The 26,941-nt window shown below is 67.9% G+C and carries 26 protein-coding genes; 4 read left to right on the top strand and 22 right to left on the bottom strand.

The window, feature by feature from the left end; translation table 11 throughout:
- Positions 1–568: 568 nt before the first annotated feature.
- Positions 569–2,104, bottom strand: coding sequence for an MATE family efflux transporter (locus tag AB4Z48_RS02425; RefSeq protein ID WP_441612240.1), 1,536 nt, complete (start codon positions 2,102–2,104; stop codon positions 569–571).
- Between the two features lie 339 nt (positions 2,105–2,443).
- Between AB4Z48_RS02425 and AB4Z48_RS02420 the strand changes: the two genes are divergently transcribed.
- On the top strand, positions 2,444–2,761 hold the full coding sequence (locus AB4Z48_RS02420) for a hypothetical protein (RefSeq protein ID WP_441612239.1): 318 nt from the start codon (positions 2,444–2,446) through the stop codon (positions 2,759–2,761).
- Positions 2,762–2,896: 135 nt separating this feature from the next.
- Here AB4Z48_RS02420 and AB4Z48_RS02415 read toward each other — a convergent pair whose 3' ends face one another.
- The 3 genes from AB4Z48_RS02415 to AB4Z48_RS02405 are packed head-to-tail and all read right to left on the bottom strand — an operon-like array spanning position 2,897 to position 5,468.
- A complete protein-coding gene (locus AB4Z48_RS02415) occupies positions 2,897–3,661 on the bottom strand; it encodes an enoyl-CoA hydratase/isomerase family protein (protein WP_441612238.1) in 765 nt (254 codons plus the stop codon).
- A gap of 2 nt (positions 3,662–3,663) precedes the next feature.
- A complete protein-coding gene (locus AB4Z48_RS02410; RefSeq protein ID WP_441612237.1) occupies positions 3,664–4,269 on the bottom strand; it encodes a cysteine dioxygenase in 606 nt (201 codons plus the stop codon).
- A 20-nt stretch (positions 4,270–4,289) separates the two neighbouring features.
- A complete protein-coding gene (locus tag AB4Z48_RS02405) occupies positions 4,290–5,468 on the bottom strand; it encodes a CaiB/BaiF CoA transferase family protein (protein ID WP_441612236.1) in 1,179 nt (392 codons plus the stop codon).
- A gap of 334 nt (positions 5,469–5,802) precedes the next feature.
- On the opposite strand from AB4Z48_RS02405, the gene AB4Z48_RS02400 reads away from it, so the two are divergent.
- Positions 5,803–7,230: an NAD-dependent succinate-semialdehyde dehydrogenase gene (locus AB4Z48_RS02400; protein WP_441612235.1), complete on the top strand. Its 1,428-nt coding sequence runs from the start codon at positions 5,803–5,805 to the stop codon at positions 7,228–7,230.
- 46 nt (positions 7,231–7,276) lie between these two features.
- Here the strand turns inward: AB4Z48_RS02400 and AB4Z48_RS02395 are convergent, their stop codons facing one another.
- The 17 genes from AB4Z48_RS02395 to AB4Z48_RS02315 all read right to left on the bottom strand — a co-directional run bounded on the left by AB4Z48_RS02395 (position 7,277) and on the right by AB4Z48_RS02315 (position 25,904).
- Entirely contained in the window at positions 7,277–8,530 is a 1,254-nt protein-coding gene (locus tag AB4Z48_RS02395; protein ID WP_441612233.1) for a DUF2252 family protein, read from the bottom strand.
- A 61-nt stretch (positions 8,531–8,591) separates the two neighbouring features.
- Entirely contained in the window at positions 8,592–8,951 is a 360-nt protein-coding gene (locus AB4Z48_RS02390) for a cytochrome C oxidase subunit IV family protein (protein ID WP_441612232.1), read from the bottom strand.
- A gap of 8 nt (positions 8,952–8,959) precedes the next feature.
- Positions 8,960–9,667, bottom strand: coding sequence for a heme-copper oxidase subunit III family protein (locus AB4Z48_RS02385; RefSeq protein ID WP_441612231.1), 708 nt, complete (start codon positions 9,665–9,667; stop codon positions 8,960–8,962).
- Positions 9,668–9,700: 33 nt separating this feature from the next.
- On the bottom strand, positions 9,701–10,348 hold the full coding sequence (locus tag AB4Z48_RS02380) for a bb3-type cytochrome oxidase subunit III (RefSeq protein ID WP_441612230.1): 648 nt from the start codon (positions 10,346–10,348) through the stop codon (positions 9,701–9,703).
- Entirely contained in the window at positions 10,345–12,099 is a 1,755-nt protein-coding gene (gene ctaD / locus AB4Z48_RS02375; protein WP_441612229.1) for a cytochrome c oxidase subunit I, read from the bottom strand. The genes AB4Z48_RS02380 and ctaD overlap by 4 nt, the downstream gene beginning before the upstream one ends.
- 17 nt (positions 12,100–12,116) lie before the next feature.
- Entirely contained in the window at positions 12,117–13,313 is a 1,197-nt protein-coding gene (locus tag AB4Z48_RS02370) for a c-type cytochrome (RefSeq protein WP_441612228.1), read from the bottom strand.
- A gap of 344 nt (positions 13,314–13,657) precedes the next feature.
- Positions 13,658–14,161 (bottom strand): hypothetical protein, encoded by a 504-nt coding sequence (locus tag AB4Z48_RS02365; protein ID WP_441612227.1) that lies wholly within the window; start codon positions 14,159–14,161, stop codon positions 13,658–13,660.
- A gap of 258 nt (positions 14,162–14,419) precedes the next feature.
- Positions 14,420–15,976, bottom strand: coding sequence for a mannitol dehydrogenase family protein (locus tag AB4Z48_RS02360; protein WP_441612226.1), 1,557 nt, complete (start codon positions 15,974–15,976; stop codon positions 14,420–14,422).
- A gap of 17 nt (positions 15,977–15,993) precedes the next feature.
- Entirely contained in the window at positions 15,994–17,205 is a 1,212-nt protein-coding gene (gene manD / locus AB4Z48_RS02355; protein ID WP_441612225.1) for a D-mannonate dehydratase ManD, read from the bottom strand.
- Between the two features lie 59 nt (positions 17,206–17,264).
- Positions 17,265–18,824 (bottom strand): UxaA family hydrolase, encoded by a 1,560-nt coding sequence (locus AB4Z48_RS02350; protein WP_441612224.1) that lies wholly within the window; start codon positions 18,822–18,824, stop codon positions 17,265–17,267.
- A gap of 12 nt (positions 18,825–18,836) precedes the next feature.
- Positions 18,837–19,592, bottom strand: a complete 756-nt coding sequence (locus AB4Z48_RS02345; protein ID WP_441612223.1) for an SDR family oxidoreductase — start codon at positions 19,590–19,592, stop codon at positions 18,837–18,839.
- A gap of 46 nt (positions 19,593–19,638) precedes the next feature.
- A complete protein-coding gene (locus tag AB4Z48_RS02340) occupies positions 19,639–20,748 on the bottom strand; it encodes a mandelate racemase/muconate lactonizing enzyme family protein (protein ID WP_441612222.1) in 1,110 nt (369 codons plus the stop codon).
- Positions 20,745–22,148, bottom strand: coding sequence for a TRAP transporter large permease (locus AB4Z48_RS02335; RefSeq protein ID WP_441612221.1), 1,404 nt, complete (start codon positions 22,146–22,148; stop codon positions 20,745–20,747). Before AB4Z48_RS02335 ends, AB4Z48_RS02340 begins: the two co-directional genes overlap by 4 nt.
- A gap of 16 nt (positions 22,149–22,164) precedes the next feature.
- On the bottom strand, positions 22,165–22,788 hold the full coding sequence (locus tag AB4Z48_RS02330; protein WP_441612220.1) for a TRAP transporter small permease: 624 nt from the start codon (positions 22,786–22,788) through the stop codon (positions 22,165–22,167).
- Between the two features lie 211 nt (positions 22,789–22,999).
- Complete coding sequence (locus AB4Z48_RS02325) at positions 23,000–24,001, bottom strand: sialic acid TRAP transporter substrate-binding protein SiaP (protein WP_441612218.1); 1,002 nt, start codon at positions 23,999–24,001, stop codon at positions 23,000–23,002.
- Positions 24,002–24,090: 89 nt separating this feature from the next.
- Entirely contained in the window at positions 24,091–25,134 is a 1,044-nt protein-coding gene (locus tag AB4Z48_RS02320; protein ID WP_441612217.1) for an L-idonate 5-dehydrogenase, read from the bottom strand.
- Positions 25,134–25,904, bottom strand: a complete 771-nt coding sequence (locus AB4Z48_RS02315) for a FadR/GntR family transcriptional regulator (RefSeq protein WP_441612216.1) — start codon at positions 25,902–25,904, stop codon at positions 25,134–25,136. The genes AB4Z48_RS02320 and AB4Z48_RS02315 overlap by 1 nt, the downstream gene beginning before the upstream one ends.
- Before the next feature lie 307 nt (positions 25,905–26,211).
- On the opposite strand from AB4Z48_RS02315, the gene AB4Z48_RS02310 reads away from it, so the two are divergent.
- Both AB4Z48_RS02310 and AB4Z48_RS02305 read left to right on the top strand, forming a co-directional pair.
- The gene (locus tag AB4Z48_RS02310) at positions 26,212–26,394 is read left to right on the top strand and encodes a hypothetical protein (RefSeq protein WP_006163669.1); all 183 of its coding nucleotides are present in this window, start codon (positions 26,212–26,214) and stop codon (positions 26,392–26,394) included.
- Between the two features lie 62 nt (positions 26,395–26,456).
- Positions 26,457–26,615 (top strand): hypothetical protein, encoded by a 159-nt coding sequence (locus tag AB4Z48_RS02305; RefSeq protein WP_441612215.1) that lies wholly within the window; start codon positions 26,457–26,459, stop codon positions 26,613–26,615.
- 103 nt (positions 26,616–26,718) lie between these two features.
- Here AB4Z48_RS02305 and AB4Z48_RS02300 read toward each other — a convergent pair whose 3' ends face one another.
- Entirely contained in the window at positions 26,719–26,904 is a 186-nt protein-coding gene (locus AB4Z48_RS02300; RefSeq protein WP_441612214.1) for a rubredoxin, read from the bottom strand.
- Between the last annotated feature and the right edge of the window lie 37 nt (positions 26,905–26,941).

Genomic DNA, 26,941 nt, shown 5'->3' with positions numbered 1-26,941 from the left:
GGCTTCGCAGGCAGGCTCTCGCTTGCGAAGACGGTTGGATCGGCAGGTTTGAACGGCATCTCCTGCAGGATGGATGCAACCTTAGAGAGGCGATCTTTCAGCTTGCTTTCATTTGTCCTGACTTAGGGGTAATCACCGATACGCATCGGATTGTGTCGAATCGAATAAATATCATGTTGTGATGTATTTGCGAAAAACAGGCAAAAACACCCGCGAAAACAGCAGGGAATGACCGGAGGTACGAGGAACGCGTGCGCGTCGCCGACAGCGCATCTGGCTGTGAGGCAGGAAATGCGGGCGCGCAAGAACGCCGCGCGGCAGACAGCGCAGCATCGGCGGGAACGCATCGCGGGACGGCATCGGCGCCGGCCCCGAAGGAACACAGAAGGAGGCACCCAAGGCACCCAGAGGGGCACCGAAAGGCAATTGAAAGGCAACGCCTGGAATCGCTGCCTTGGCCACGGACCGCACGATGCCAGACGGATCTTTCGATTGCCTTTCAGGCCGGCATCCCAGGGCACGCCGCGCGCACCGGGTGCCACGACACCGCCACCCGCGGCCGCGACGCTCAGGGCTCGCGCGGGCGCGCGGGTGCGCCGGCGGTGGCCTCCGCCAGCATGTCTTCTTCGACCGCGGCACCCGCCGTGGTCAGGGCCTCTTCGCATGGCGTGCCCATGCTGGTGTCCGGCGCCTGCGGCGCGAACTCCTGCTCCGGAGGCGCCCCCGCGGGGGTGGCCGGCAGGATATGGCTGGTGCGCCAGTTGCCGAGGCGGTAGTAGGCCACCGCCAGCGTCACCGATACCACCGAGCCCAGCGGAAAGCTCCACCAGATCGCATCGGCGCCGAGGGTACGTTCCAGCACCCAGGCAAATGGCAGCCGCACCACCCACATCGACAGGAACAGGATCACCAGCGGCGCCATCACCGCGCCGGTGGCGCGCACGGTGCCGAACAGCACGATGGTGAAGCCGAACAGGATGAAGGACCACAGCACGATGGCATTGATATGCTGCGCAATGCCGATCGCCGTGCCATCGTCGGGCAGGAACAGGCCCAGCGAATGACGGTTGAACAGGTAGATCAGGCCCACCAGGGCCCCGGTCATCAGCAGGTTGAACAGCAGCCCCACGCGCGTGATGCGCGTCACCCGCTCCCACAGTCCCGCGCCAACGTTCTGCGCGACCATCGACGACACGCTCGCGCCGACCGCCAGCGCGGGCATCTGCACGTAGGTCCACAACTGCGACGCCACGCCGTAAGCGGCCGTGGTCTGCGAGCCATGGCGATTGACCAGCGACATCATCACGATCGCCGACGACGAGATCACCACCATCTGCAGGCCCATCGGCAGGCCCTTGGCCACCAGCGCGCGCAGGATGGCGGCATTAGGACGCAGGTAGCCGAGCTGGCGCCGGCGCAGCGCGAGGAAATGGCGGCGGCGGTAGAGCAGCGCCAGCATCGCCGCCAGGCTTGCGAGCTGCGCGATCAGCGTCGACAGCGCCGAGCCCGCGATGCCGAGTTCGGGGAACGGCCCGATGCCGAAGATCAGCAGCGGGTTGAGCGCCACATCCAGGCCCACCGACAACAGCATGAAATAGAACGGCGTGCGCGAATCCCCCGCGCCGCGCAGCGTCATCATCACGAAGTTGTAGAAATACATGAAAGGCAGCGCCAGGAAAATGATGCGCAGGTAGCTGATTGCCAGCGGCCTGGCGTCGGCCGGCGTATCCATGGCGGCGAGGATGGCCGGGGTGAAGGCGTAGCCCAGCGCCGCCGCCAGCACCGAAAGCAGGACGAAGAACGTCGTGCTGGTCCCCACCACGCGGCGTGCTTCGCCCAGGTCGCGCGCGCCCACCGCCTGCCCGATCATGATGGTGTTGGCCATGCTGATGCCGAACACCACCCCAAGCAGGAAGAACAAGATGATGTTGGCGTTGGAGGTTGCCGTGAGCGCCGCCTCGCCGAGGAAGTGGCCCACCCACACCGAGTTCACCGAGGCGTTGAGCGACTGCAGGATGTTACTGCCCAGCACAGGCAGCGAGAACGTCAGCAAGGTGCGCCCGATCGGGCCGGTGGTCAGCTGCGCTTTGGATTTCGTTGGCATGTCGAGTGCTTGTCTGGTTCTTCTCATTGCGCCCGAAGCAGCTTGCGCAGGCGGGGCGGAACTCCCCCGGGAGCCACTATCCCACAACCCGCCGACGGGTCATGTCGGTAGCCGTCTGTCAGACAGAAAGCCAATTGTAAGCAGTTGTCTGGATCGGGGCACGCGGCGCAAAGCGGGCCGGTCAAACAATGGCGAAATGCGCAACGCCAATGCGCAACACAAGTGGCCCTCGGCACCCCGCAGTCCAGCCGTCGCAACGCCGCCGCGCGGGATCCGAAGGGCCGTACCGATCCATCAACAGTGAGGTCCGATATGTCGCAGAACAAGCCCGTTCACTTCTTGCAAGCTTCCACCGCCCTGGCCGCCGGCCTGCTTTGTGCCGCTGCCTTCGCGCAAACCCCGGCCGCGCCCGCCGATGCCGGCAACACCGCCGTACCCGCCGGCATGACCCAGGTCGAGCCGCCGAAGGATCCCCTGGTGCAGCGCCGCGACGCCAACAAGCAGGCGTCGGACGAATACAAGACCAGGAAGAAGGCCGCCCAGAGCGAGTACAAGCACGATGTGAAGGCCGCCAAGCAGGACAAGAAGGCGGACAAGAAAGCCAACAACGAGGCGATGAAGCAGGAGATGTCTTCCGCCGGCACGGCGCCGAACTGATCCGCGCAAAGGATCTCGCCATACATCCGCCAATGGATACGCCCCGGGCCGGCACCGTCGATCGATGGTGCCGGCCCGGGGCGTATCCGCTCTGGCGATTCTGGCGGTTCTGTCGATTGAGGCGCTGCGCGAAGCTCAGCTTGCGGCCGCAGCGCGATAGGCCGCAATCCGGGCCTTGATCCCCGGCCGCGCCGCGGAGCGGACCAGGTCGGCGAGCTGCCGTGATGCTGCCTCGGCGCCGCCGTCGCGGGTGGCATCGTGAATGGCCGCCAGCGTGCGCATGTCCAGGCGCCGCGCACGCCCGGCAAGCGATGCCACGACGGCGTCGCGCGCCGCCGTGGCATCGCTCTGCGGGTCGGCCTCCAGCAGGCCCGAGGCAAGGCCGCCCGCTATCGCCGCGCCGGCGTCGAACGAGCGCCCGCCGGTGATCCATTCGCGTGCCCGCGAAATACCTGCCAGTTGCGCCAGGCGGGCGCTTCCAAGCACCAGCCCGAAAGCCGCGCCGGGGAAAGCGAAGCTGCTGCCTGCCTCCACCCAGCGCTGCTCGCACGCGGCGACGAGATCGGCCCCCGCGCCCATCGCCCGCCCTTGCACCAGGGCCGCCGTGGCGAACGGCGCCGCATATACGCTCTGCAGCAGCAACTCCACGCGCACGAAGCGCGCGAGCAGGGAATCGTCGCTCTCGGCATCGAGGTCGCCCAGGTCGAAGCCGGTGCAGAAGTGCTTGCCTGCGCCTTCGATGACAAGCAGGCGCGTACCGTCACGATGGCAATCGTCGACTGCTTCCGTCAGCGCCGTCACCAGTTCGCGCGACAGCGCGTTGCCGCGCGCGGGCCGGTTGAGCGTGAGCCGGGTGACGTCGCCCTCCTTGCGCACCAGCAGGATGATGTCCTGGTCCACGCTCACTCCTTCGCCGCCGCAGCCCACAGGTTGGGCACCAGCGCATTCGAGTATCCCGACACGAACGGCTTGGTGGCGCCGCTCGCGGGATCATAGACATGCCGCTGGATGCGGCCGATATTGCCGCCGTACAAGTGCACGCTGACCGAGACACGGTCATCGTATGCATTGCGCACGCGGTGTACATCGCCAAGCGACGGCGACACGGCCGCCACCTGGCCGGCGTGCAGCAGGACTTCGTCGCCATCGGCCACCAGCTGTCCGCCTTCCACGCGATAGTGCTGGTCGATTTCCGCGCCGCGCAGCATGCCGATCAGCCCCCACACCGTGTGATCGTGCACCGGCGTCTGCTGGCCCGGCCCCCAGACGAAGCTGACCAGCGAGAAGCGGTCCAGCGGATCGCCATAGAGCAGGTGCTGCTGGTAGTAGACCGGGTGCGGCCGCGCCATCTCTTCGGGCAGCCAGTCATCCTGCGCCACCAGCCGGGCAAGCGCGGGCGAGGCCTGCGCCAGCACGGCCGCCTCGTCGCTGCCGTCGCGCTCCGCCTGCGTGACCACCCTGCTGATGGTGGCGACGAACTCGCGCAGCCGTTCTATCTTGTCGCTCATATTCGTGTCCTCTCGGCGCTTCATGCGTCCGTGCCGGCGGCGGGCGCGGCGTAGCGCGCCCGCACCGCGGCGTTATGCTCGCCCAGCGCCGGCGGATCGCGGCGGATCGGCAGGCCATGCCCGTCGAAGCGCAGTGGCGAAGCAAAGGTGCGCGTCTGGTGGCCACCCGGCAGCGTCAGCGGGCGGACCCACTCCATATGCTCGACCTGCGGGTCGTCCAGCGCGGCGGCATAGTCGTTGATGCGGGCGTGGGGCACGCCGGCCGCATTGAAGGCAGCGATCCAGTGGTCCACGCCGGCTTCGGCGAAGCGTTCTTCCAGCAATACCTTGAGCGCCGACTGGTTGGCGGCGCGGTCGCGCGTGGTGGCGAAGCGGCCGTCCTGCGCCAGTGCCGGCAATGCCACCACGCGCACCACCTCCAGCCACAGCTTCTGGTTGCCGGCGGCAATGGCGAAGTAGCCGTCGGCCGCGCGGAACGCCTGGTAGGGCGCGTTGCGCGGATGGGCCGAGCCGAGCTTGGCCGGGCTCTTGCCGTTACCGAAGTACTCGCTGGTCTGCAGCGCGGCGATGCCCAGCGTACAGCCGTACATGGGCACGTCGATATGCGCACCCGGCCCGCCGGCGCGCACGCGCGCCAGCGCGCTGGAGATGGCAAAGGCGCCATAGAGGCCCGAGGCGAAATCGGCGAGCGGCACGCCGCATTTCACGGGCGCGCCGTCGGGCTCGCCGGTCACGCTCATCACGCCGGCGGCGGCCTGGATGGTCAGGTCGAAACCGCCCTCGCCCGCGCGCGGGCCGCTCTGCCCGTAGGCCGACACCGAGCAGTACACCAGCCCTGGCTTTGCCTCGCGGAAGCTGGCGTAGCCGAGGCCGAGCCGCTCCATCACCCCGGGACGGTTGTTCTCGATCAGCACATCGGCGTCGAGGACCAGGCTGCGCGCCAGCGCCAGGTCCGCCGGATCCTTGAGATTCAGCGCCACTGACTGCTTGTTGCGGTTGAGCGAGGCAAAGTTCTCCGAGTAGCCATCCGACAGTGGCGGCCATTGCCGCAAGGTGTCGCCGTCGGGCGCCTCCACCTTGACCACCTCGGCGCCCATGTCGGCCAGCAGCATGCCGCAGAAGGGCCCGGCTGCGACGGTACAGAATTCCACCACCCTGACGCCTTGCAGCGGCAGGTCGTGTTGTGCGAGATCACTCATCGGAAAATCCACGGAAAAGGCAAAGCGTTGGCGGCGGGGGCGCGTTGCTGGAATTATAGAAAGGTTGCCAAATACGATACTACTGTTCCACATTTGAGAACAGCAGCACCAGGCAAAGCGGGACGAACCACCGTGGCATCGGCCAGCTTGCGGGGACAGCCTGCGCGGCGCAGCCACGCCGCGCCCGGAGCGCGCCGGGTGCTGCAGATAACCGCCCGACGCGTTAAGCTTGCGGCTTCGTCCAAGAATTCCTGGCCCGGGAAGCAATCGCCCTGGCCTATCTGCGGCACAGGCAGCCCCGAAGTGCCGCGCTCACAACAATCAGGAGAAAGGCATGTACCAGGATCTCGCCCTCTATATCGATGGAGAATTCGTCAAGGGAGGGGACCGGCGCGAGCAGGACGTCATCAACCCGGCCACCCAGGAACTGCTGGGCAAGCTGCCGCACGCCAGCCGTGCCGACCTGGACCGCGCGCTGGCCGCCGCGCAGCGTGCCTTCGAAAGCTGGAAGAAGACCTCGCCGCTGGAGCGCTCGAAGATACTGCGCCGCGTGGCCGAGCTGACCCGCGAGCGCGCCAAGGACATCGGCCGCAATATCACGCTGGACCAGGGCAAGCCGCTGGCCGAGGCGGTGGGCGAGGTCATGATCTGTGCCGAGCATGCCGAATGGCACGCCGAGGAATGCCGCCGCATCTACGGCCGCGTGATCCCCCCGCGCCAGCCCAACGTGCGCCAGATCGTGGTGCGCGAGCCGATCGGCGTGTGCGCCGCCTTCACGCCGTGGAACTTCCCCTTCAACCAGGCCATCCGCAAGATCGTCTCGGCCGTCGGCGCCGGCTGCACGCTGATCCTCAAGGGTCCGGAAGACTCGCCCAGCGCGGTGGTCGCGCTGGCTCAGCTGTTCCACGACGCAGGCCTGCCCCCGGGCGTGCTGAACATCGTGTGGGGCGTGCCGGGCGAGATTTCCACCTACCTGATCGAATCGCCGATCGTGCGCAAGATTTCCTTCACCGGCTCGGTGCCGGTGGGCAAGCAGCTGGCCGCGCTGGCTGGCGCGCACATGAAGCGCGTGACGATGGAGCTGGGCGGCCACTCGCCGGTGCTGGTGTTCGACGACGCCGACATCGAGCCGGCGGCCGAGATGCTGGCCCGCTTCAAGCTGCGCAATGCCGGCCAGGTGTGCGTATCGCCCACGCGCTTCTACGTACAGGAAAAGGCCTATGACAAGTTCCTGGCGCGCTTCACCGAAGTGATCGGCTCGATCAAGGTCGGCGACGGCCTGGACGACGGCACCCAGATGGGCCCACTCGCACATGAGCGCCGCATTGCCTCGATGGAGCAGTTCCTGGACGACGCCAGCCAGCGCGGCGGCAAGGTCGTCGCCGGCGGCTCGCGCATCGGCGACAAGGGCTTCTTCTTTGCCCCCACCGTGGTCACCGACCTGCCCGACGACGCCAAGCTGATGGTGGACGAGCCGTTCGGCCCGGTCGCGCCGGTCACCCGCTTCAAGGACGCCGAGGAAGTGCTGCGCCGCGCCAACAGCCTGCCGTTCGGCCTGGCCTCGTATGTGTTCACCAACTCGCTGAAGACCGCCACGCTGGTGTCCAACGGCCTGGAAGCCGGCATGGTCAACATCAACCATTTCGGCATGGCCCTGGCCGAAACGCCGTTCGGCGGCATCAAGGATTCCGGCATCGGCAGCGAAGGCGGCCAGGAAACCTTCGATGGCTATCTCGTGACCAAGTTCATCACGCAGATCTGAGCCAGGCGGCCCGCGGCCACGCGGGCGCCTCCCCCGCCCGGCGCCGTCAGCGCGCCGGGCTGTCCTTCTTCCCCGCCCCCTTCGTCCCCTTCGCCCCCCTCGTCTCGCTGGCGCCCCGCGCTTGCCGGTAGTCCTGCGCAAACGCCTTCCATTGCGCCTGCGCCACCTCGCACCCATGCCGTGCCAGGCGCAGCACCGGCGCCCGCCAGCGCGCGGCCGCGGCGAATTCCTGCAGCTGCTCGATGCGGTCCGCGGCCTCGTGCCCGCAGCCGCGCAGGTGCGCCCAGGCGGCAACGCGCGCCATCGTCAGCAACACCTCGCGCAGATCGGCGCGTGCGGTGCGCGGCCCGATGTTGACGCGGTCCGCGGTGGGCTGGAGGCCCTTGACGATGTAGGAGGCGGACTCCATGGCCACGGCCGACAGCAACGCCGGCGACGCCGCCTGCATGGCATGCTGGATCTGCACCACGCGCGCGGCTTCGCTGTGCCAGCCCGGCTGTGCCCGCAGCGGCATGCTCTTCCACGCGCTGGGGGCGGCCCGCTTGATATCGACCAGGCGCTGGGCACCGAGGTTGCCGTCCGCATGGGCAAGCACCACGTAGCGCTCCAGGCCGAGGCTGCCCACGCCCGCGATACGGCGCGCGGTGTCGTCGGCAACCAGCCGCCCATGCACGGATTGCCGGTCGAATTCGCCAAGGATGGCGGCCGCGCGCTTGCGCTCGCCTTTGAGCGGCGCCAGGGCGCGCCTGCCGTCGACCAGCAGGCGGCGCTTGCCGCCGCTGCGCACGGTGCGCTCGGCCAGCAGTTCGCCGCGGCGCCGGCGCCGGACCCGGCGCAGCAGCGTGGCGACCATGCCGGTGGCGGTGGCGCGCTCGACCCAGCGCGGCTTGCCGGCGGCCAGTACGCCGGCGTAGGCGTCGAGCATGCCTTCAGCGCCGGCGCGCGCGTCGGCGTCCGACAGGCCAAGCTGGGGCGCAGCGATCATCAGGCTGGAAAGCAGGCGCACCAGGTCCACCGTGAGCGGCGCCACCAGCGCATCGTCGAAGTCGTTGAGATCGAAGTAGACCAGGCCGTTATCGCCCTTGAAGCTGCCGAGGTTTTCCAGGTGGAGGTCACCGCAGACGTAGGTGACAGGCGCTTCGATCAAGGCGGCCTCGCCGCCCACGGCGGCGGCATACAGATGGTTGGTGCCGCGCAGGAAGGCGAAGGGATCGGCGGCAATGGCGGCCAGCTTGCGCGTGAGCCGCTCGGGATCGCGGCCGTGGTTGTAGATCAGGATGGCTTCCGTGGCTGGGTGCATGACGTCCTCTTGGTGACCGGCAACCCGCCAAGTGTACCGCCGGCGCGCCGCGCCGGGCCCCCTAGCGGAAGAACATGCCCCGTAGCAGGAAGGTGTAGTCCGCCTCGGTGGCCATCAGGCCGACCAGCACCAGCAGGCACAGCGGTGGCACCAGAATGGCGCAGATCAGCGCCATGCGCTCCCACGCCATATGCATGAAGACCGCCACGATCAGGCCCGCCTTCATCGCCATGAACAGCAGGATGAGGGTCCAGCGCAGGTAGCCCTCGAAATGGAAATAGTCCACCAGGTAGGACAGCGTGGACAGCACGAACAGCAAGCCCCAGATCTTCAGGTACAGGCCGATGGGATGCTGCTGCCCATGCTGGGCGCCATGGCCCGCGGGCGCGGGATTGGCGGAAGACGGCGTCGACGTAGCCATGACATGCCTTACCAGAGATAGAACAGCGCGAAGATGAACACCCACACCAGGTCCACGAAGTGCCAGTAGAGCCCGGCGATCTCCACGATCTGGTAGTTGCCGCTGGCCTCGTAGCGCCCACGCAGGACCTTGGTGGCCACCACCAGCAGGTAGATCACGCCACAGCTCACGTGCAGGCCGTGGAAGCCGGTGATCATGAAGAAGGTCGAGCCGAACTGCGCCGCGCCCATCGGATTGCCCCAGGGACGCACGCCTTCCTGCACGATCAGCTTGGTCCATTCGAAGGCCTGCATGGAGACGAAGGCCACGCCGAACAGCGCGGTGAGGAACATCAGCGTCGCGCATCTGACGCGGTCGCGCCGGTAGGCGAAGTTCACCGCCATCGCCATGGTGCCGCTGCTGCTGATGAGCACGAACGTCATGATGGCAATCAGCAGCAACGGCACTTCGGTGCCGCCGATGCTCAGGCCAAAGACCTCGCTCGGGTTCGGCCACGGCGCCGTGTTGGCGATCCGCACCGTCATGTAGCCGGTCAGGAAGCAACTGAAGATAAAGGTGTCGGACAGCAGGAAAATCCACATCATGGCCTTGCCCCACGACACCTTGAAGGCCTGCTGGTCCGACGACCAGTCTGCCACCAGCCCGCGCAAGCCGGCCGCCGCGGGGGCAGCCATGGCCGCCTGCGCGGGTGCGGAGGAAACGGGTTGCGATGACATCGGCTCACCTCCTTCGGTGTTGGCCATGACCACTCAGCCGCGGCCGCAGATGAAGCGCACGAGCTCCGGCGTGAGCCAGCCGAGCGCGGCCAGCAGCACCAGCCACACCGCCAGCAGGAAATGCCAGTAGCGCGCGCACAGCGAGATGCGCAGCGTCATGCGCGCCCCGCCCGGCGCCGCGTGCATCGCCAGGGCCCACCCGGCCAGCCCGCCCAGCACATGCAGCCCGTGCATCGCGGTGAGCAGGTAGAAGAAGCTGCCGGCCGGATTGTTGGCCGGCATCACGTGGATGGCGAGCAAGGCCTGCCACGCCCATAGCTGCGAGCAGACAAAGGCGGCCGCCGCTAGGCCGCCCCAGCGCAGCGCGCGATGCGCCAGCGAGAAGCGCCCCGCGCGCGCGGCACGCGCCGCCACCAGCATGGCCGCGCTGCCCGCCGCCAGCAGCGCGGTGGACATCCACACCTGCCAGGGCAGCGCAACCGGGTGCCAGTCCGGTGAATCCATGCGCATGGCGTATGCGGTGATGAACAGCGCGAACAGCGAAGTCACCACCCCCATGAACAGCCACAGGCCGATACTGGCCGGAGCCGGGCCGGTGCGCTGCCGGCCCACATCGCCGGGGCCGGGGCCGCCGCCGCGCTCGCCGCCGCCATCGCTGCGGAAAATCAGGTTCGCGTTCATGCCACGGCTCCGTGACTCGGATGCGGCTCGGGTTCGTTGCCGCCCGCCTCGGGCGGCGCGTTCTGCGCGATGAAATCCTCGCTCGCGCCGGGCACGCTGTAGGCGTAGGCCCAGCGATGCACCACCGGAAGCTCAGGCCCCCAGTTGCCGTGCACGGGCGGCGTCTGCGGCGTCTGCCATTCGAGCGAGGCGGCGCGCCACGGATTAGCGCCCGCCGACCTGCCGTGCCGCACGCTCCATGCCAGGTTGAAGACGAACACCAGCTGCGCCGCGGCCACGACAAAGGCCGCGACCGAGATATAGGCGTTCATGATGTGCGCCGACTCGGGAATGAAAGCGTAATTGTCGTAGGCGTAGTAGCGCCGCGGCATGCCGAGGATGCCGAGATAGTGCATGGGGAAGAAGATGGCGTAGGTGCCGACGAAGGTCACCCAGAAATGCAGCCGGCCCAGCGTGTCGTTGAGCATGCGGCCGGTCACCTTGGGATACCAGTGGTAGAGGCCGCCGAACACCACCAGGATGGGCGACACGCCCATCACCATGTGGAAATGCGCGACCACGAAATAGGTATTGGACAGCGGTATGTCCACGCTGACATTGCCCAGGAACAGGCCGGTCAGCCCGCCAATGACGAAGGTGCTGATGAAGGCGATGGCGAACAGCATCGGCACCGTGAAATGGATGTCGGCGCGCCACAGCGTGAGCACCCAGTTATAGACCTTGATGGCGGTGGGAATGGCGATGATCAGCGTGGTGGTGGCGAAGAAGAAACCGAAATACGGGTTCATGCCGCTGACGAACATATGGTGCGCCCACACCACCACCGACAGCACGCCGATGGCCAGGATGGCCCAGACCATGGTGCGGTAGCCGAAGATGCTCTTGCGCGAATGGACGCTGACCAGGTCGGAGACGATGCCGAACGCCGGCAGCGCCACGATGTACACCTCGGGATGGCCGAAGAACCAGAACAGGTGCTGGAACAGCAGCGGGCTGCCGCCCTTGTAGTTGAGCTGCTGGCCCATCGACACCATGGCCGGCATGAAGAAACTGGTGCCGAGCGTGCGGTCGAGCAGCATCATCACGCCGGACACGAACAGCGCCGGGAAGGCCAGCAGCGCGAGGATGGTAGCCATGAAGATGCCCCACACCGACAGCGGCATGCGCATCAGCGTCATGCCCTCGGTACGCGCCTGCAGCACGGTGGTGACGTAGTTGAGGCCGCCCATGGTGGCCGCCACGATAAAGATCAGCAGCGACACCAGCATCAGGATGATGCCCCACTCATAGCCCGGCGTGCCCGGCAGGATGGCCTGCGGCGGATAGAGCGTCCAGCCCGCCCCGGTGGGCCCGCCCGGCACGAAGAAGCTCGCCAGCAGCACCAGCACGGAAACCAGGTAGACCCAGAAGCTCAGCATGTTGAGGAAAGGGAACACCATGTCGCGCGCGCCGACCATGAGCGGGATCAGGTAGTTGCCGAATCCGCCGAGGAACAGCGCCGTAAGCAGGTAGATCACCATGATCATGCCGTGCATGGTGACGAACTGATAGTAGCGGTTGGCGTCGATGAAGCTGAAACGTCCCGGGAAACCCAGCTGCAGCCGCATCAGGTTGGACAGCAACACGCCGATCAGGCCGACAAAGATGGCGACCAGCGTGTACTGCACCGCGATCACCTTGTGGTCCTGGCTCCAGATATAGCGCGTGAAGAAGCTGCTGGGGCCGTGGGTGTCGTGGTCGGCGTATGCCATTGCGTTTCTCCTCGCGGCTACTTGGCGGCCGCGCCCGATGCGGCGCCCGAAGGAGCGCCCGCCTGCGTTGCGCCGGCCTGCGCGCCATTGGCGCGGATGTAGGCAATCAGCGCGTTCAGTTCCTCTTCGCTCAGGGGCATCTTCGGCATCACCGGCCCGAAGCCCTTGACGAGGCGCGCCTGCGGCTCGGTGATCTCGGTCTTGAGATAGCCGTCGTCCACCTTGGCGCTGCTGCCGTCGGCGAACGTTTCCGTGCGCCCGTACAGGCCCTTCCAGCTCGGGCCCACGCCATTGGTGCCGTCCACGCTGTGGCAGCCGATGCAGCCCTTGCTCTGCGCCAGCGCGCGGCCCTGCTCCGCAAGCGTGTCGGCAGGTGCGCCGGCCACGCCCGCCGCGCCCGCCGTGGCGGCCGGCGCGGGTGTCTTCAGCATGGTCAGGGCAAAGGTGGGCTGGCGCGCCAGCCAGGCCTGGAACGCGGCATCTTCCTCCACCACCACCTTGCCGCGCATGTTGTAGTGGCCCACGCCGCACAACTGCGCGCACAGGATCTCGAACGTACCGACCTTGGTGGGCGTAAACCAGAACGACGTCACCATGCCGGGCACCATGTTCATGCGGGCGCGGAACGGCGGCACATAGAAGTCGTGCAGCACATCCTTCGAGCGCAGCAGCACCTTGACCGGGCGGTTCAGCGGCAGATGCACCTCGGGGCCGGCGACGATGATGTCGTCCTGCCCGCGCGGATCGTCCGGGTTCACGCCCAGCGGATTGGCGCCGGAGACGAAGCGCGCATCGGAAGTACCGAGCTGGCCGCCCTGCCCCGGGAAGCGGAAGCCCCATTGCCATTGCTGCCCCACCACCTCCAGCACCATGGCGTCGGCGGGCGGGCGCACGTACTCGGCATAGACGAACAGCCCGGGCGCCAGCAACGCGATCACGCCGAGCGTGGTCCCCGCGGTGAGCCACAGTTCGAGCTTGCGGTTCTCCGGCTGGTAGGCAGCGCGGGAGCCGGCGCGATGGCGGAAGCGCCAGATGATGTAGCCGACGAAGAGATTGATGACGACGAAGAAGAGGCCGGTAATGACCAGGGTGATGGTCAGCGTGTCGTCCATCTGCTTCCAGTTCGAAGCAAGCGGGGTCGCCCACCACGGGCTCATGAAATGGAAGAGCACCGAAGCGACGACGATGACGACGAGTGCAATGGCAAGCGCCATACCGACCCTCCCCCCCTTTGCGCACGGCCAACGGCTAAAGGACGAACTCAGCGCAAGGCTGAGATAAGCCTAGTGCATGTGGTCCGTCACCGGCAAGGCGTCGTGCAAAGCGCTTTGGGTGCGCCACCACACCGACGTGCTGCGCGCCGTGCGCCACAAGCGCAAACAAAAAGCGGCGAAGGAGAGCCAGGGCCTGCCTTCGCCGCCGTTGGCGCGCGCCGCCCGTGTAGTAGCAATGCGCAACCCCAAAGCGTACCCCGCGAGCCACGCAGCGTTTGCTGCAGCGCAGGGCGTGATGGTGGGCGCGCTACATCGCGCGCCAGGTGCTGTTGTCGAATGCGTGTCTAGTGCGATACATCCTTGTTTTCGAGCTTCCAGTAGGCGATGGCCGCGGTCATCCCGAAGATCATGTGGCCCACCAGCGTGTGCCAGCCGCGCGCATCGGCAAACCAGGCGAAGAAGCGCGTCATGCCGTAGAAGTTCAGCAGGTAGACCACCAGCCCGAAGGCCGCCCCGGTCAGCAGCACCATGCCGATGCTGGAGTCCAGGTGGAACGGCGCGATGATGGCCGCCAGGATCATGCCGAGCACCGCGCCCAGCACGAAGTGGATCACCAGTGCCGCCGTCACCGTGCTTACGCTGAACAGCGAGGTCTGCAGCACTTCCGGACCCATGACGATGGCAGCGATCATGCGCGTGGTGCCCCACGGGTTGACGCCGGCCACCATGGTGGACCAGAACAGCTCGACGACCATCAGCAGCGCCCYGGCCGCCAGCCCGGACACCGCCGCCGCCATCCAGTCAGGCAAACGGCGCACGTAGTGGTGCGATTGCATGTGAAGTTCCATAGCCACCTCCGGATACTGGTTTGCTGCATTTGCGCTGCAGTTTGCGCTGCAGTTGCGCCTCAGTAGCGCTGCCGCCAGTGCCGCGGCCCGCTTGCCGGCCTGGCCTGCATATTTGCTCAGCATAGGATACGCGGGCCTGTTAGTTAGACTGCAAGCGCGCAAAAATGTGCGTGTGGTGGACTACGCGCAACGCGCACGGGTGTGGCGATGTGAGCGGCCCCGTACGCATGTGGCAAGGCAGATACTTGGCGGGGGCGTTCAGCCGTTGATCGCCTCGACGGTGGCGAGCACGCCAAGTTCGCGCAGACTGCGCGTATGCCGTGCAAGTGCCTCGACGAAGACTTCCGAGCCGGCAAGCTCGCCGAAGACCGGGGCGAACGCCGTGATGGCCTCGATACGGGCGCGTTCGCGCGCCGCGGCGCCGTCGACCTGCGCGGCCCGCGCGTGCGCCCCCGCCAGCAGCGCGCGCAGCGCGGGCGCCAGCGGATCGTCGATCGCGTAGGTCGCGCCGTGCTCGTCGCGGCCGTCGAGGAAATGCAGCCAGGCCGCCACGCCGAGCGCCAGCCGCGCGAACGGCGCGCCGGCCAGCAAGCGGTCGCGGATCGGCGCGAGCAGGCGCTGCGGGATCTTCTGCGAGCCGTCCATGGCGATCTGGCCAGTCCTGTGCTGCAACGCGGGATTGGCGAAGCGGACCAGCAATTCGCGCCGGTAAGCGGCGGTATCGAGCCCGGGCAGCGGCGGCAGGGTCGGCAGCATCTCCTGCGCCATCGTCTCGCGCACCAGCGCCCGCATGGCAGGCTCGGCGACGACACGGTCGATGGTCGGCCACCCCGCCACCATGCCGAGATAAGCCATGGTGGAATGGCTGCCGTTGACGAGCCGGTGCTTGAGCGTCTCGAACGGCCGGGCACGCTCGACGAACTGAGCGCCGCCGGCTTCCCAGCGCGGCCGGCCCGCCACGAAGCGGTCTTCCATCACCCATTGCAGGAACGGCTCGCCCACCACCGGCCATGCATCCGCCACGCCGAGCGCCGCGCTGATGCGCGCGGCGTCGCGCGGCGTGGTCCGCGGCACGATGCGGTCGACCATCGCATTGGGGAACCCGCAGCGCCGCGCCACCCAGTCGTGCAGCGCGCCGTCCACGCGTGCGCAGAAGGCCAGCAACAAGCTGCGCAGCGTGTCACCGTTGGCGGCAATGTTGTCGCACGAGAGCAGCGTCAGCGGCGGCAACCCGCGCGCCATGCGCCGCTGCAGGCCGCGCGCGAGATAGCCGATGGCGGTGACCGGCGCGTCCGCGTGCTGCAGATCGTGCGTGATGCCGGGGTCGTCGAAGTTCAGCATGCCGCTGGCGGGCGCGTGGCAGTAGCCTTTTTCCGTCACCGTCAGCGTGACGATGCGCGCATCGGGATGGGCAATGCGCTCCAGCACCGCGCCGGGATCGGCCGGGGCCACCAGCACCGCGATCACGCCGCCGATGACCTGCAGCCGCTCGAAGGCATCGCCGCGTTCGTCGACGCCGCGCAAGGCCAGCGTGTACAGGCCCTGCTGCGGCGCGAGCGCGTCATGCGTATCTGGCTGGCGCAGCGATACGCCGACGATGCCCCAGGCGAGCGCGTCCGGGTCCGGGTCCGGGTCCGGGTCCGCCGTGCCGGCCTGCAGCGCGGCCTCGTTCACCACCGCCTGGTGGGCGCGATGAAACGCGCCGATGCCGAGATGGACGATGCCGCCGCGCAGGCGCTCGCGAGGATAGCCCGGGCGCACCACCTCCGGCGGCAATTGCGCGAGCGTGGCGGGATGAAGCCGCGGCGTGCTCATGATCGGCCTGCTCCTGTCTACCAGTGCCATAGCGTGCCGTCATGGGCAAGCCGGTTGACCGGCAGGTAGGCGCGCTGGTACGGATACTTCGCGGCGAGCGCCTCGTCGATCTCCACGCCGTGGCCCGGCACGTCGCCGGGATAGAGCATGCCCTTGGCGAAGGTGTACGCGTGGGGAAACACGGCGTCGGTCTCCTCGCTGTGGCGCATGTATTCCTGGATGCCGAAGTTGGGCACCCACAGGTCGAAATGCAGCGCGGCGCCCATGCACACCGGCGACAAGTCGGTGGCGCCGTGCGAGCCGGTACGCACCTGATGCAGGGCCGCGAAGTCAGCGATGCGGCGCAGGTGCGTGATGCCGCCCGCATGGACCACGGTGGCGCGGATGTAGTCGATCAGCTGCTCCTGGATCAGCGTCTTGCAGTCCCAGATGGTATTGAATACCTCGCCCACCGCCAGCGGCGTGGTGGTGTGCTGGCGGATCAGGCGGAAGCTCTCCTGATGCTCGGCGGGCGTGGCGTCTTCCATCCAGAACAGGCGGAAGGGCTCCAGCGACTTGCCGAGCCGGCCGGCCTCGATCGGCGTGAGGCGGTGGTGCACGTCGTGCAGCAGGTGCAGGTCCCAGCCCACCGCGTCGCGCACCTTCTCGAACAGGCGCGGGGTGTGGTCCAGGTAGCGCTCGGTGCTCCAGTCGTGTTCGGACGGCAGCGAGCCATCGGCCGGCTCGTAGAACAGGCGGTCGCCCGATACGCCGTACACCTTGTTCAGCCCCGGCACGCCGGATTGCGCGCGCACCGCGCGGTAGCCCATTTCCTTGTAGCGCAGCACCTCGTCCACGGTCGCTTCGATATCGCTGCCGTTGGCGTGGCCGTACACCATCACGCCGGTGCGGCTCTTGCCGCCCAGCAACTGGTACAGCGGCAGGCCCGCGGCCTTGGCCTTGATGTCCCACAGCGCGGTGTCCACCGCCGCGATCGCGCTCATGGTGACCGGCCCGCGCCGCCAGTACGCACCGCGATACAGGTACTGCCAGATGTCTTCCACCTGATGCGGGTCGCGCCCGATCAGGCACGGGATGACGTGTTCTTCCAGATAGCTCGCCACGGCCAGTTCCCGGCCGTTGAGCGTGGCATCGCCGATGCCGGTGAGGCCGTCGTCGGTCTCGATCTTCAGCGTCACGAAATTGCGTCCCGGGCTGCATACGATGACGCGCGCGGCGGTGATCTTCATGCTGTCTCCTGGTGTCGGTGCTGCCTTCCTCGTTTCGTCCCTGCCCTGGGCTTGCTGCCCTACATGACCGCGCCGAGCGACCATGGCACGAACTCGTTCTGCCCGTAGCCGTGCAGCTCGCTCTTGGTCTTGCGCCCCGACGCCGTGGCCAGCATCAGCCGGAAGATCTCCTCGCCCTTGCCGGCGATGGTGGCGCCGCCGTCGACGATATCGCCGCAGTTGATATCGATATCGGCGGCCTGCCGCTGCCACAGTGCGCTGTTGGTGGCCAGCTTGAGCGAAGGCGACGGCGCGCAGCCGTACGCCGAGCCGCGCCCGGTGGTGAAGCAGATCAGGTTGGCGCCACCGGCCACCTGCCCGGTGGCCGAGACCGGGTCGTAGCCCGGCGTATCCATGAACACCAGGCCCCGCGCCGTGACCGCCTGCGCGAACTCGTAGACCTCCACCAGGTTGGTGGTACCGCTCTTGGCCACCGCGCCGAGCGACTTTTCCAGGATGGTGGTGAGCCCGCCGGCCTTGTTGCCGGCCGACGGGTTGTTGTCCATGCTGCCCTGGTTGCGCGCGCAGTAGTCCTCCCACCAGCGGATGCGCGCGAGCAGGCGCCCGGCCACCGCCGGCGACACGGCGCGGCGCGTCAGCAGGTGCTCGGCGCCATAGATCTCGGGCGTCTCCGACAGGATCGCCGCGCCGCCGTGGCGCACCAGCAGGTCCACCGCCGCGCCCAGCGCGGGGTTGGCGGTCAGGCCGGAGTAGCCGTCCGAGCCTCCGCATTGCAGGCCCACGGTGAGGTGGCTGGCGCAGACGGCTTGCCTGTGCACGCGGTCGACATCCGCGAGCAGCTCCTGCACGATGGACACGCCGCGCGCCACCGCGCCGACGGTGCCGCCGCTGTCCTGGATATTGAAGGCATGCAGGCGCGCGCCGGCGCCGGCCAGGCTTTCTTCGGCCAGCAGGCCGTCGATCTGGTTGGTCTCGCAGCCCAGCCCCACCACCAGCACCGCGGCGAAGTTGGGATGGCGCGCATAGCCTGCCAGCGTGCGGCGCAGCACGCGCAGGTTCTCGCCCTCGCTGTCCGTGGCGCATCCTGCGCCATGTGTCAGCGCCACCACGCCGTCTACGTTGGGAAACGGCGCCAGCGCCCCGGGACGGATGTCGCGGCGGAAATGATCGGCAATCGCGCGCGCTACCGTGGCCGAGCAGTTCACCGAGGTCAGGATGCCGATGTAGTTGCGCGTGGCCACGCTGCCATCGGCGCGCACGATGCCGTCGAAACTGGCCGGCGTGTCGACGTAGGCGGTCGCATGCGCGTCGGCGCCCGCGGCATGATCACGCGCGAACTCGCCCATCGCCAGGTTGTGAGTATGCACATGCTGCCCCGGCGCGATGGGCTGGCGCGCAAAGCCGATGATCTGGTTATAGCGGCGCACCGGCTCGCCGGTGCCGATGGCGCGCACGGCAAGCTTGTGGCCGGGCGGCACCAGCGCCGCCACGGTCACGCCTTCGGAGGCGATGACGGTGCCGGGCACCAGCTGCCGGCAGGCGATCACGATATCGTCGGCGGGATGGATGCGGATGACCGTGGGTGCGGCGGGAAGACTGGATTGGCTTGCAGAAGGCATGTGGGCCCCGTCTCAGTTCGACCAGCCGCCATCGATCACCTGCGCCGTGCCGGTGGTGAAGGCGGACTCGTCCGAGCCGAGGTACACCGCCAGCGCGGCGATCTCGGCCGCGCTGCCGATGCGCCCCATTGGCTGGCGCGCCACGAAGGCGGCTTCCACCTCGGCCAGGCTCTTGCCGCCGGCGGCGGCCTGGTCCGCGATGCGCTGGCGCAGCGAGGGCGATTCCACGGTGCCGGGGCAGATCGCGTTGCAGCGGATGCCGTGCCCGACGTAGTCCGCCGCCACCGCCTTGGTCATGCCGATCACCGCCGCCTTGGTGGCGCCGTAGACAAAGCGGCTGGGCGCGCCCTTGATGCTGCCGGCCACCGACGCCATGTTGATGATGGAGCCGTGCCGCCGCGCCACCATGGCCGGCAGGAAGGCGCGCATCATGCTGTACATGGCGCGCACGTTCAGGTTCACCGAGAAATCGAAGGCGGCCTCGTCGCACTCGAGGATGGTGCCGTGGTGCACGAAGCCCGCGCCGTTGAACAGGATGTCGAGCGCGCCGGCCTGGCTGGCCACGGCCCGCACGGCAGCGGCGTCGGTCACGTCCAGTCGCAGCGCGGTGCATCCCGGCAGCACCGACAAGGCTTCGACCGCGGCCTCGTCGATGTCAGCGGCAATCACGCGCGCGCCTTCGCGCAGGAAGGCTTCGGCGGTGGCGCGGCCGATGCCCTGCCCCGCTGCAGTCACCAGGGCAAGCTTGCCCGCGAGTCGTTGGCTCATCTGTCGTTCTCCATCCAGGTTTCCGGCCGGCGGCCGGCAAAGACAATCAGGAAACCAGCGCCCGCGCCACCGTGCGGCGCGCGATCTCGCCCCAGTCCCACTCGATGCCCAGCCCCGGCGTGTCTGGCGCCATGGCATGGCCCGCTTCGATGCGCACGCGGCTGGCGGCGATGTCGTCCAGTTGCGGGATGTACTCCACCCAGGCCGCGTTCGGCACCGCGGCGCACAGCGACACGTGCAGCTCCATGAGGAAATGCGGGCAGATCGCCATGTTGTGGGCTTCGGCCAGGTGCGCCACCTTGAGCCACGGCGTGATGCCGCCGATGCGCGCCACATCGGCCTGCACGATGCCGCAGGCGCCCTGGCGGACGTACTCGGCAAACTGGCCGGGCGAGTACAGCGACTCTCCCACCGCCACCGGCACCGTGGTGGCGGCGGCCAGGCGCGCATGGCCGCCGACATCCTCGGCCGGCAGCGGCTCCTCGAACCAGGCGATGCCGATGGCCTCGAAATGCGGCGCGCGCCGGATGGCTTCCGCCGCGGTGAAGCACTGGTTGGCATCCACCATCAGCTCGAAGCTGTCGCCCACCGCTTCGCGCACGGCGGCCAGCCGCGCCACGTCGTCGCTGGCGCGCGCGTGGCCTACCTTCAGCTTGGCACCGCGAAAGCCCGCCTCGCGGGCGGCCACGGCTTCGCTGACCAGCGTGCCGGCGTCAAGGTGCAGCCAGCCGCCTTCGGTGGTGTAGACCGGCACGCGCTGCTGCGCGCCCCCGGCGGCGAGCCAGAGCGGCTGCGCATCGCGGCGGCAGCGCCAGTCCCACAGCGCGGTGTCGATGGCCGCCAGCGCCAGGCTGGTGATGGCGCCCACCGAGGTCGCGTGGGTGGCGAACAGGAGATCGCGCCAGATCGCCTCGATATGGGCGGGATCGCGGCCGATCAGGCGCGGCGCCAGGTGATCGCGCAGCAGCGCCATGACCGACGAGCCGCCGGTGCCGATGGTGTAGGCGTAGCCGGTGCCTTCGGAGCCGTCGTCGCAGCGGATGCGCACCATCGGCGTTTCCTGCGTGACGAAGGACTGGATGGCGTCGGAGCGCGGCACGCGCGGCGGCAGGTCCACCTGCAGCAGCTCTACCTGGACGATCGTGGCGGCGCTCATTTGCTGCCCACCAGGTTGGGCAGCCACAGGGTGATCTCAGGCACGTAGGTGATGGCGATCAGCGTCAGGAACAGTGGCACCAGCCACGGCAGGATGGCCACCGTGGTGCGCTCCACCGAGAGCTTGGCCACGCGCGCGAGCACGAACAGCACCATGCCCAGCGGCGGGTGCAGCAGGCCGATCATCAGGTTGAGCGTCATCACCAGCCCGAAGTGGATCGGGTCGATGCCGAGCTTGAGCACGATGGGCAGCAGGATCGGCACCAGGATGGTGATGGCGGCGGTGGTGTCGATAAAGCAGCCCACCAGCAGGATCAGCACGTTGGCGAGCAGCAGGAACACCCATTTGTTGTGGGTGAAGCCGAGGATGGCGTCGGTCAGCATCTGCGCCGCCTGGCTGGTCGTCAGCAGCCAGGCGAAGATCGACGCCGCGGTGACGATGAACAGCACCGAGGCGGTGGTCTCGATGGTATCGAGCGTGGCCTTGGCGAGCGAGCGCAGCGTCATGGAACGGTAGCGCACGAGCCCGAGGAAGAGCGCCCAGATCACCGCCGCCACCGCGGCCTCGGTCGGCGTGAACCAGCCCAGCGTCATGCCGCCGATCAGGATCACCGGCGCCATCAGCGCCATCACGGCGGAGAAATCGAAGTACCAGTCGAGCGCCAGCAGCACAACCAGCGCGCTCATCGCCGCCACGTTGGTGGAGACGCCGAAGCGCGTCATCAGCCAGATCGCCAGCGGGAACGCCAGCACCACCGCCACTTCGATGCTGGCATTGGCCAGCAGCTTCCACGAGAACGGCGTGTCGCTGCCCCAGCCGCGGCGGTGGGCGAACCAAGCCACCGTGCCCATCATGAACAGCGTCAGCACCAGCCCGGGCACGATGCCGGCCAGGAACAGCGAGCCGATCGAGACATTGGCCATCATGCCGTAGATCACGAACGGCAGCGACGGCGGGATGATGGGCCCGAGCGTGGCCGACGCGGCCGTCACGCCGACCGCGAACTCGGTCTCGTAGCCGTGGTCCTTCATGGCCTTGATCTCGATGGTGCCGAGGCCGGCCGCATCGGCGATGGCGGTGCCCGACATGCCGGAGAAGATCACCGAACCGATGATGTTGACATGGCCCAGGCCGCCGCGCATCCACCCCACCAGCGCCACGGCGAAGTTGTAGATGCGCCCGGTGATGCCGGCCACGTTCATCAGGTTGCCGGCCAGGATGAAGAAGGGTACGGCCAGCAGCGGGAAGCTCTCCACGCCGGCGATCATGCGCTGCGCCAGTATGACGTCCGGCGCGGTGCCGGAAGCCCAGATGTAGAGCAGCGACGCCACCGCCATCGAGATCGCGACCGGCAGGCCCAGCAGCATCAGCAGCAGGAAGGAAACTATCAGGATCCACATGGAGGCGCGCTCCCGGTTAGTCGTCGATGGTCTCGAACGCCTCGGGGCGCTCCAGGATGGAATAGCCCTGCGTCCAGTTCTGCCAGCACACCTGGCAGGAGCGCAGGAACATCAGCATGAAGCCGGCCAGGACGAGGTAATAGACCCAGCTCTTGCTCCACTCGATGGTGGTCATCGGCTCGTCGCCCACCACCAGGATGTAGCGCCAGACCAGCCAGCCGGCGTAGGCGAGAAAAGCGGTGCGCACGAGATCGACCAGGGTCGACAGCACGCGCGCCAGGCGCTGCGGCAGGTAGCGGTACAGCAGGTCCACCTGGATATGCCGGCTCTTGCGCACGCACATCGCGGCGCCGGCGAATACCACGCCGATCAGGCAGTAGGTGGCCAGTTCTTCGGTCCAGGCCAGCGAATCGTTCATCACGTAGCGCGTGAAGAACTGCAGGAAGACCAGGACCGTCATCAGCCAGAACAGGCCGAGCGTGAACCAGTCCTCGGCGGCGTAGCCGCTCAGGTCCACCGGCTGCCCGTCGGCCTCCTCGAAGCTGTGCACAAGCTCCTCGACCGAAGCCATGTGCGGCGTGCCGTCCGGCGGCGCGGGCTGCGCCGGCGCATCGGCCGTGATCCTGGATTGCATTTCCATCGGTGTGCTCCGCGAATGATTGGTGCTGGCCTGCGTCTGGTGTGCGATCAATCGACTTCTGCCCGGATGACTCGCGGGCGATGTGTCGTCGCCCCGCTCCCACTGTGCGGGAGAGGGGCGACGACACGCGGCAGCCCGGGCGCCCTCTTCCGCGTTTCCTGCCGCGTTTCCCGCCGCGTTCCTTGCCGCGGCGCTCCGGCGCATGCCAGCCTCAATGCACCGCCTGGATCTTTTCCCAGTCGGCCTTGCGATAGCCCTGCGATTCGAAGCTCACGTTCTTGAGCACCGCCTCGCGGTACTCCGGCACGCTGATCTCCGTCACGCTCAGGCCCTTCTGCTTGAACACCGACACCAGCTCCTTCTCGCGCGCGACCACGTCGGCGGTGGCGCGCGTGGCGGCTTCCTGCGCGACGTCGGTGAACATCTTGCGGTCGGCCTCGGGGAGCTTCTTCCACAGGCCGCCGGAGATCACGGTGTTGAGGTGGTCCACGATGTGGCCCGTCATCACGATGTACTTCTGTACCTCGTAGAACTTCTTCGCTTCGATCGTGGTGAGCGGGTTCTCCTGCGCCTCGACCGTGCCGTTCTGCAGGGCAAGGTAGACCTCGGCGAAGGCGATCGGCGAGGTATTGACGCCGCACGCGCGCGGCATGGCCAGGTAGGCCGGCACATCGGGCACGCGCATCTTCAGGCCCTTCATCTCGGTGCAGTGCGAGAAGGGCTTGTTGGAGGTGGACTCGCGCGTGCCGTAGTAGGTGGTGGCGACGATATGGTTACCGGACTTCTCCTCGTAGCCGCGCGTGAGTTCCTTGTAGATGTCGCTCCTGGTATAGGCCAGCAGGTGGCTGGCGTCGCGGAAGGTGTAGGGGTAGTAGGTCACGCCGATGCGCGGGAACGACTTGGCGGCGAAGCTGGAGCCCGAGATGATGATGTCCACCGTGCCCATCGCCAGGCCCTGGTTGATGTCGTTCTCCTTGCCGAGCTGCGAGGCGGGGAAGACATCGATCTGGTACCGGCCGTTGCTGCGTTTCCTGATTTCCTCGGCGGCCCACACCGACCACTTGTGGAAGGGCTCGGAGGTTTCATAGACGTGCGCCCACTTGAGCTTGGTCTGGGCCAGCGCGCTGCCGCATGCGAGCGTGGCCGCGCAGGCCGCCAGCAGCATGGCCGCGGGCAGCAGGGTGGAAGGCAGGCGCAGGGAAAATGGCTTCATGCTCGGTCTCCTTTTCGTTGGGTATGGCCGCGCGCTCTCTTGCGGATGCGCTGCGGCACTCGGGTCTGCTCAGGTCTGCTCGGGTCTGCTCAGGTTTGCTGCATCGATGCGGTGGTGAGTTGCACCTTGGTGCTGCGGGTCTTGTCGGCGGCCAGCCTGAATGCTTCGACGGCCTGCGCCAGCGGCAGCTGCGCCGACAGCAGCGGCCGCACGTCGACCCGGCGCTGCGTGAGATAGCGCACCGCCCAGTCGAACTCGCGCCCGAAGCGGAACGCGCCGACATAGTCCAGCTCGCGCGCCATGATGTCGTTGGCGGGAAAGTGCAGGCCCTCGGCGCTCAGGGTGCCGATCTGCACGATGCGCGCGCCGCGCCGCGCGGCGGCGAGGCAGGTGCCTAGCGCGGCGGCGCTGCCGGCGGCTTCGAGGCAGACGTCGGCGAGTTCGCGCAGCGCTTGCGGGTCGGCCTGGTCGGTGCGGATGCCCTCGTCCGCGCCCACGCTGCGCGCCACCTCGAGCGGGCGGTCGGCGATATCGCAGGCGATGATGCGCGCCGCGCCGGCCAGGCGCGCGGCCATCACCACCAGGCTGCCGATGGTGCCGCCGCCGGTCACGAGCACGGTCTTGCCGAGCAGTTCGCCGGCACGGTTGACACCGTGCAGCGCGACGGAGAGCGGTTCGGCGAAGGCCAGTTCGCCCAGCGAGATATCGGCATCCACCGGCGTGAGTTGCCGCTCGTGCATCAGGAAGTGCTCGCGGAACATGCCCTGCACGTGCGGGTAGACGCTGGCGCTGCCGAGAAAGCGCATGCCGCGGCAGAGGTTGTCGCTCCCGAGGCGGCAGTAGTCGCACTGGCCGCAGGCGTGCGAGGGATTGATCGCCACCTTGTCGCCGGGCGCCACGCGCGTGACGGCGCTGCCGACGCGGGCGACGGTGCCGGCGGCCTCATGGCCCGGCGTCAGCGGCTCGCGGATCACGAAGGCCCCGACCTTGCCGTGGAAATAGTAGTGCAGGTCGGAGCCACAGATGCCGGCTGCGCCAAGGCGCACTTCCACTTCGTGTGGGCCGGGGGCGGCGGGATCGACATGGGAGAAGCGCAGGTCTTCGCTTCCGTGGATATGGCAGACCAGCGACATCACGACTCCTTGGCAGGCTTGCGCGGCTTGCGCCGCGAATTGGGGGAGGGCGCCGGCGCGGCATCGCCGGCGACGGGCGCGGCGCCGGGCCATGCCGCATAGAAGCGCCCGTGCGAGGCTTCGAGGTGCTCGCACATGGCGTCGCGCGCGGCGTCGGGCGATGCCGCGGCGATCGCGGCAACCACCGCGCGGTGTTCGGCGATGGCCGCGCGCCAGCTCGCTTCGTTCTCGAAATGACTGCCGAAGCGGGCGAAGAGCGGGTTATGGCGCTCGTCGAACAGCTCGGCCACCATGCGCTGCAGCACGGCATTGCCGGAGACTTCGGCGATGCGCAGGTGGAACAGGCGGTCACCCTTGGCCGGGATGTGTCCGCTGCCGGCTTCGTCTTCCATGATGGCGATGGCCTCTTCGAGCGCGGCCAGCAGCGCCGGCGTGGCGTGGCGCGCGGCGTTGGCCGCCATCTCGCCCTCGATGGTCTGGCGCGCGCGGATCACGTCCAGCGGCGGCTCGGCCACCACGCTGGCGGCGCGCGCGCGCTCGGGTGGGCAGGCATAGATACCCGAGCCCATGCGCACTTCGACCAGCCCCTCCACCTCGAGCGCGATCAGCGCTTCGCGCACCGACGGGCGCGACACGCCGAGCTGGGCGGCAAGGTCACGCTCGGGCGGCAGGCGCGAGCCGACCGGGAATTCGCCGTTCTCGATCAGCCGGCGCAGCTGGTCGGCGATCTGGCGGTACAGGCGGCGGGGTTCGATCTGCTGCAGGGGCATGTCGGCGCGCAACTCCCGGGAATCCGTTCAGGCCTGAAGGTAAAGTGGCCTGACCAATTTTTAGGTGTTTTTTACGCGGACGACAAGGACAAGTTATGAGGCAGCGCAGCAAGGCCGCGCCTTCCATTGCCCTGGCGCCCTTCTGCGGCGCGAAAAGGAAGAATTGCGGAGCGCACAATGAATTGCCGCGCCAACCGTGCGCGCGGGTGCCGCGTGCCGCTTAGGTGACAACCCCGACGCGATCGGGCTTGGCGTACCGCCGACACTTTCTATACTGGAACAACAAGGAGAGAGACAGGAGACAGCCGTGCTGCACTTCACGTCACATGATCTTGTATTTCTGATCCCGATGGCGCTGGTTGGCATGATCGCCTTCGGCGGGATTCCGTTCACGGCCCGGGCTTTGCGCATCAGTTGCCGCGCGGCCGGCGCGATCTTCGGAGCCCTGCTGGCGGTGGCCCTGCTCGAGGCGCTGCCACTGCTCATCTGAGCACTGCCCGACGCATTGCGCGTTCGAGGGAACTGCGGGCTGACTGTGGAAAGGAGGCCGCGATGACGCTTGGGCTGCTGGCCACCATCATGGTGACTTTGTTGCTGGTCACCGTCGGCGCCGCGATCTGGCGCTGCAGCCATCCGTATCGCATGCGCTATCGCCGCTGTGCCGGACGCAGGCGGCGCGGCGGTATCTGCAAGGAATTGCAGCGTCACTGAGGCAGCGTCACTGAGCCGCCCGCCGGCGGCCGGGCGCCGCACGCCGGACACCAATGCCAGGCGTCAGGCGCTACGCTCCACGGCCTTGCCTGAGCCTTCCGGCTCAGATCTCGATCATCGCGAACTCGCCCTTGCCCACGTCACATTCGGGGCAGCGCCAGTCTTCCGGAATCTCTTCCCAGCGCGTGCCGGGGGCAATGCCGTCTTCCGGCCATCCCTGTTCTTCGTCATAGACCCAGCCGCAAATCAGGCAAACCCAGGTCTTGTAGGCAACGACTTCCTGCAGCAAAACGCACTCCTGTTTTCCATTCCGGGCCAGATCATAC

The sequence above is a fragment of the Cupriavidus sp. 2TAF22 genome, from assembly GCF_052115045.1.
Classification (GTDB): domain Bacteria; phylum Pseudomonadota; class Gammaproteobacteria; order Burkholderiales; family Burkholderiaceae; genus Cupriavidus.
Note: the sequence above shows the minus strand (reverse complement) of the source record. Positions and strands in the feature narration are given on the sequence as shown.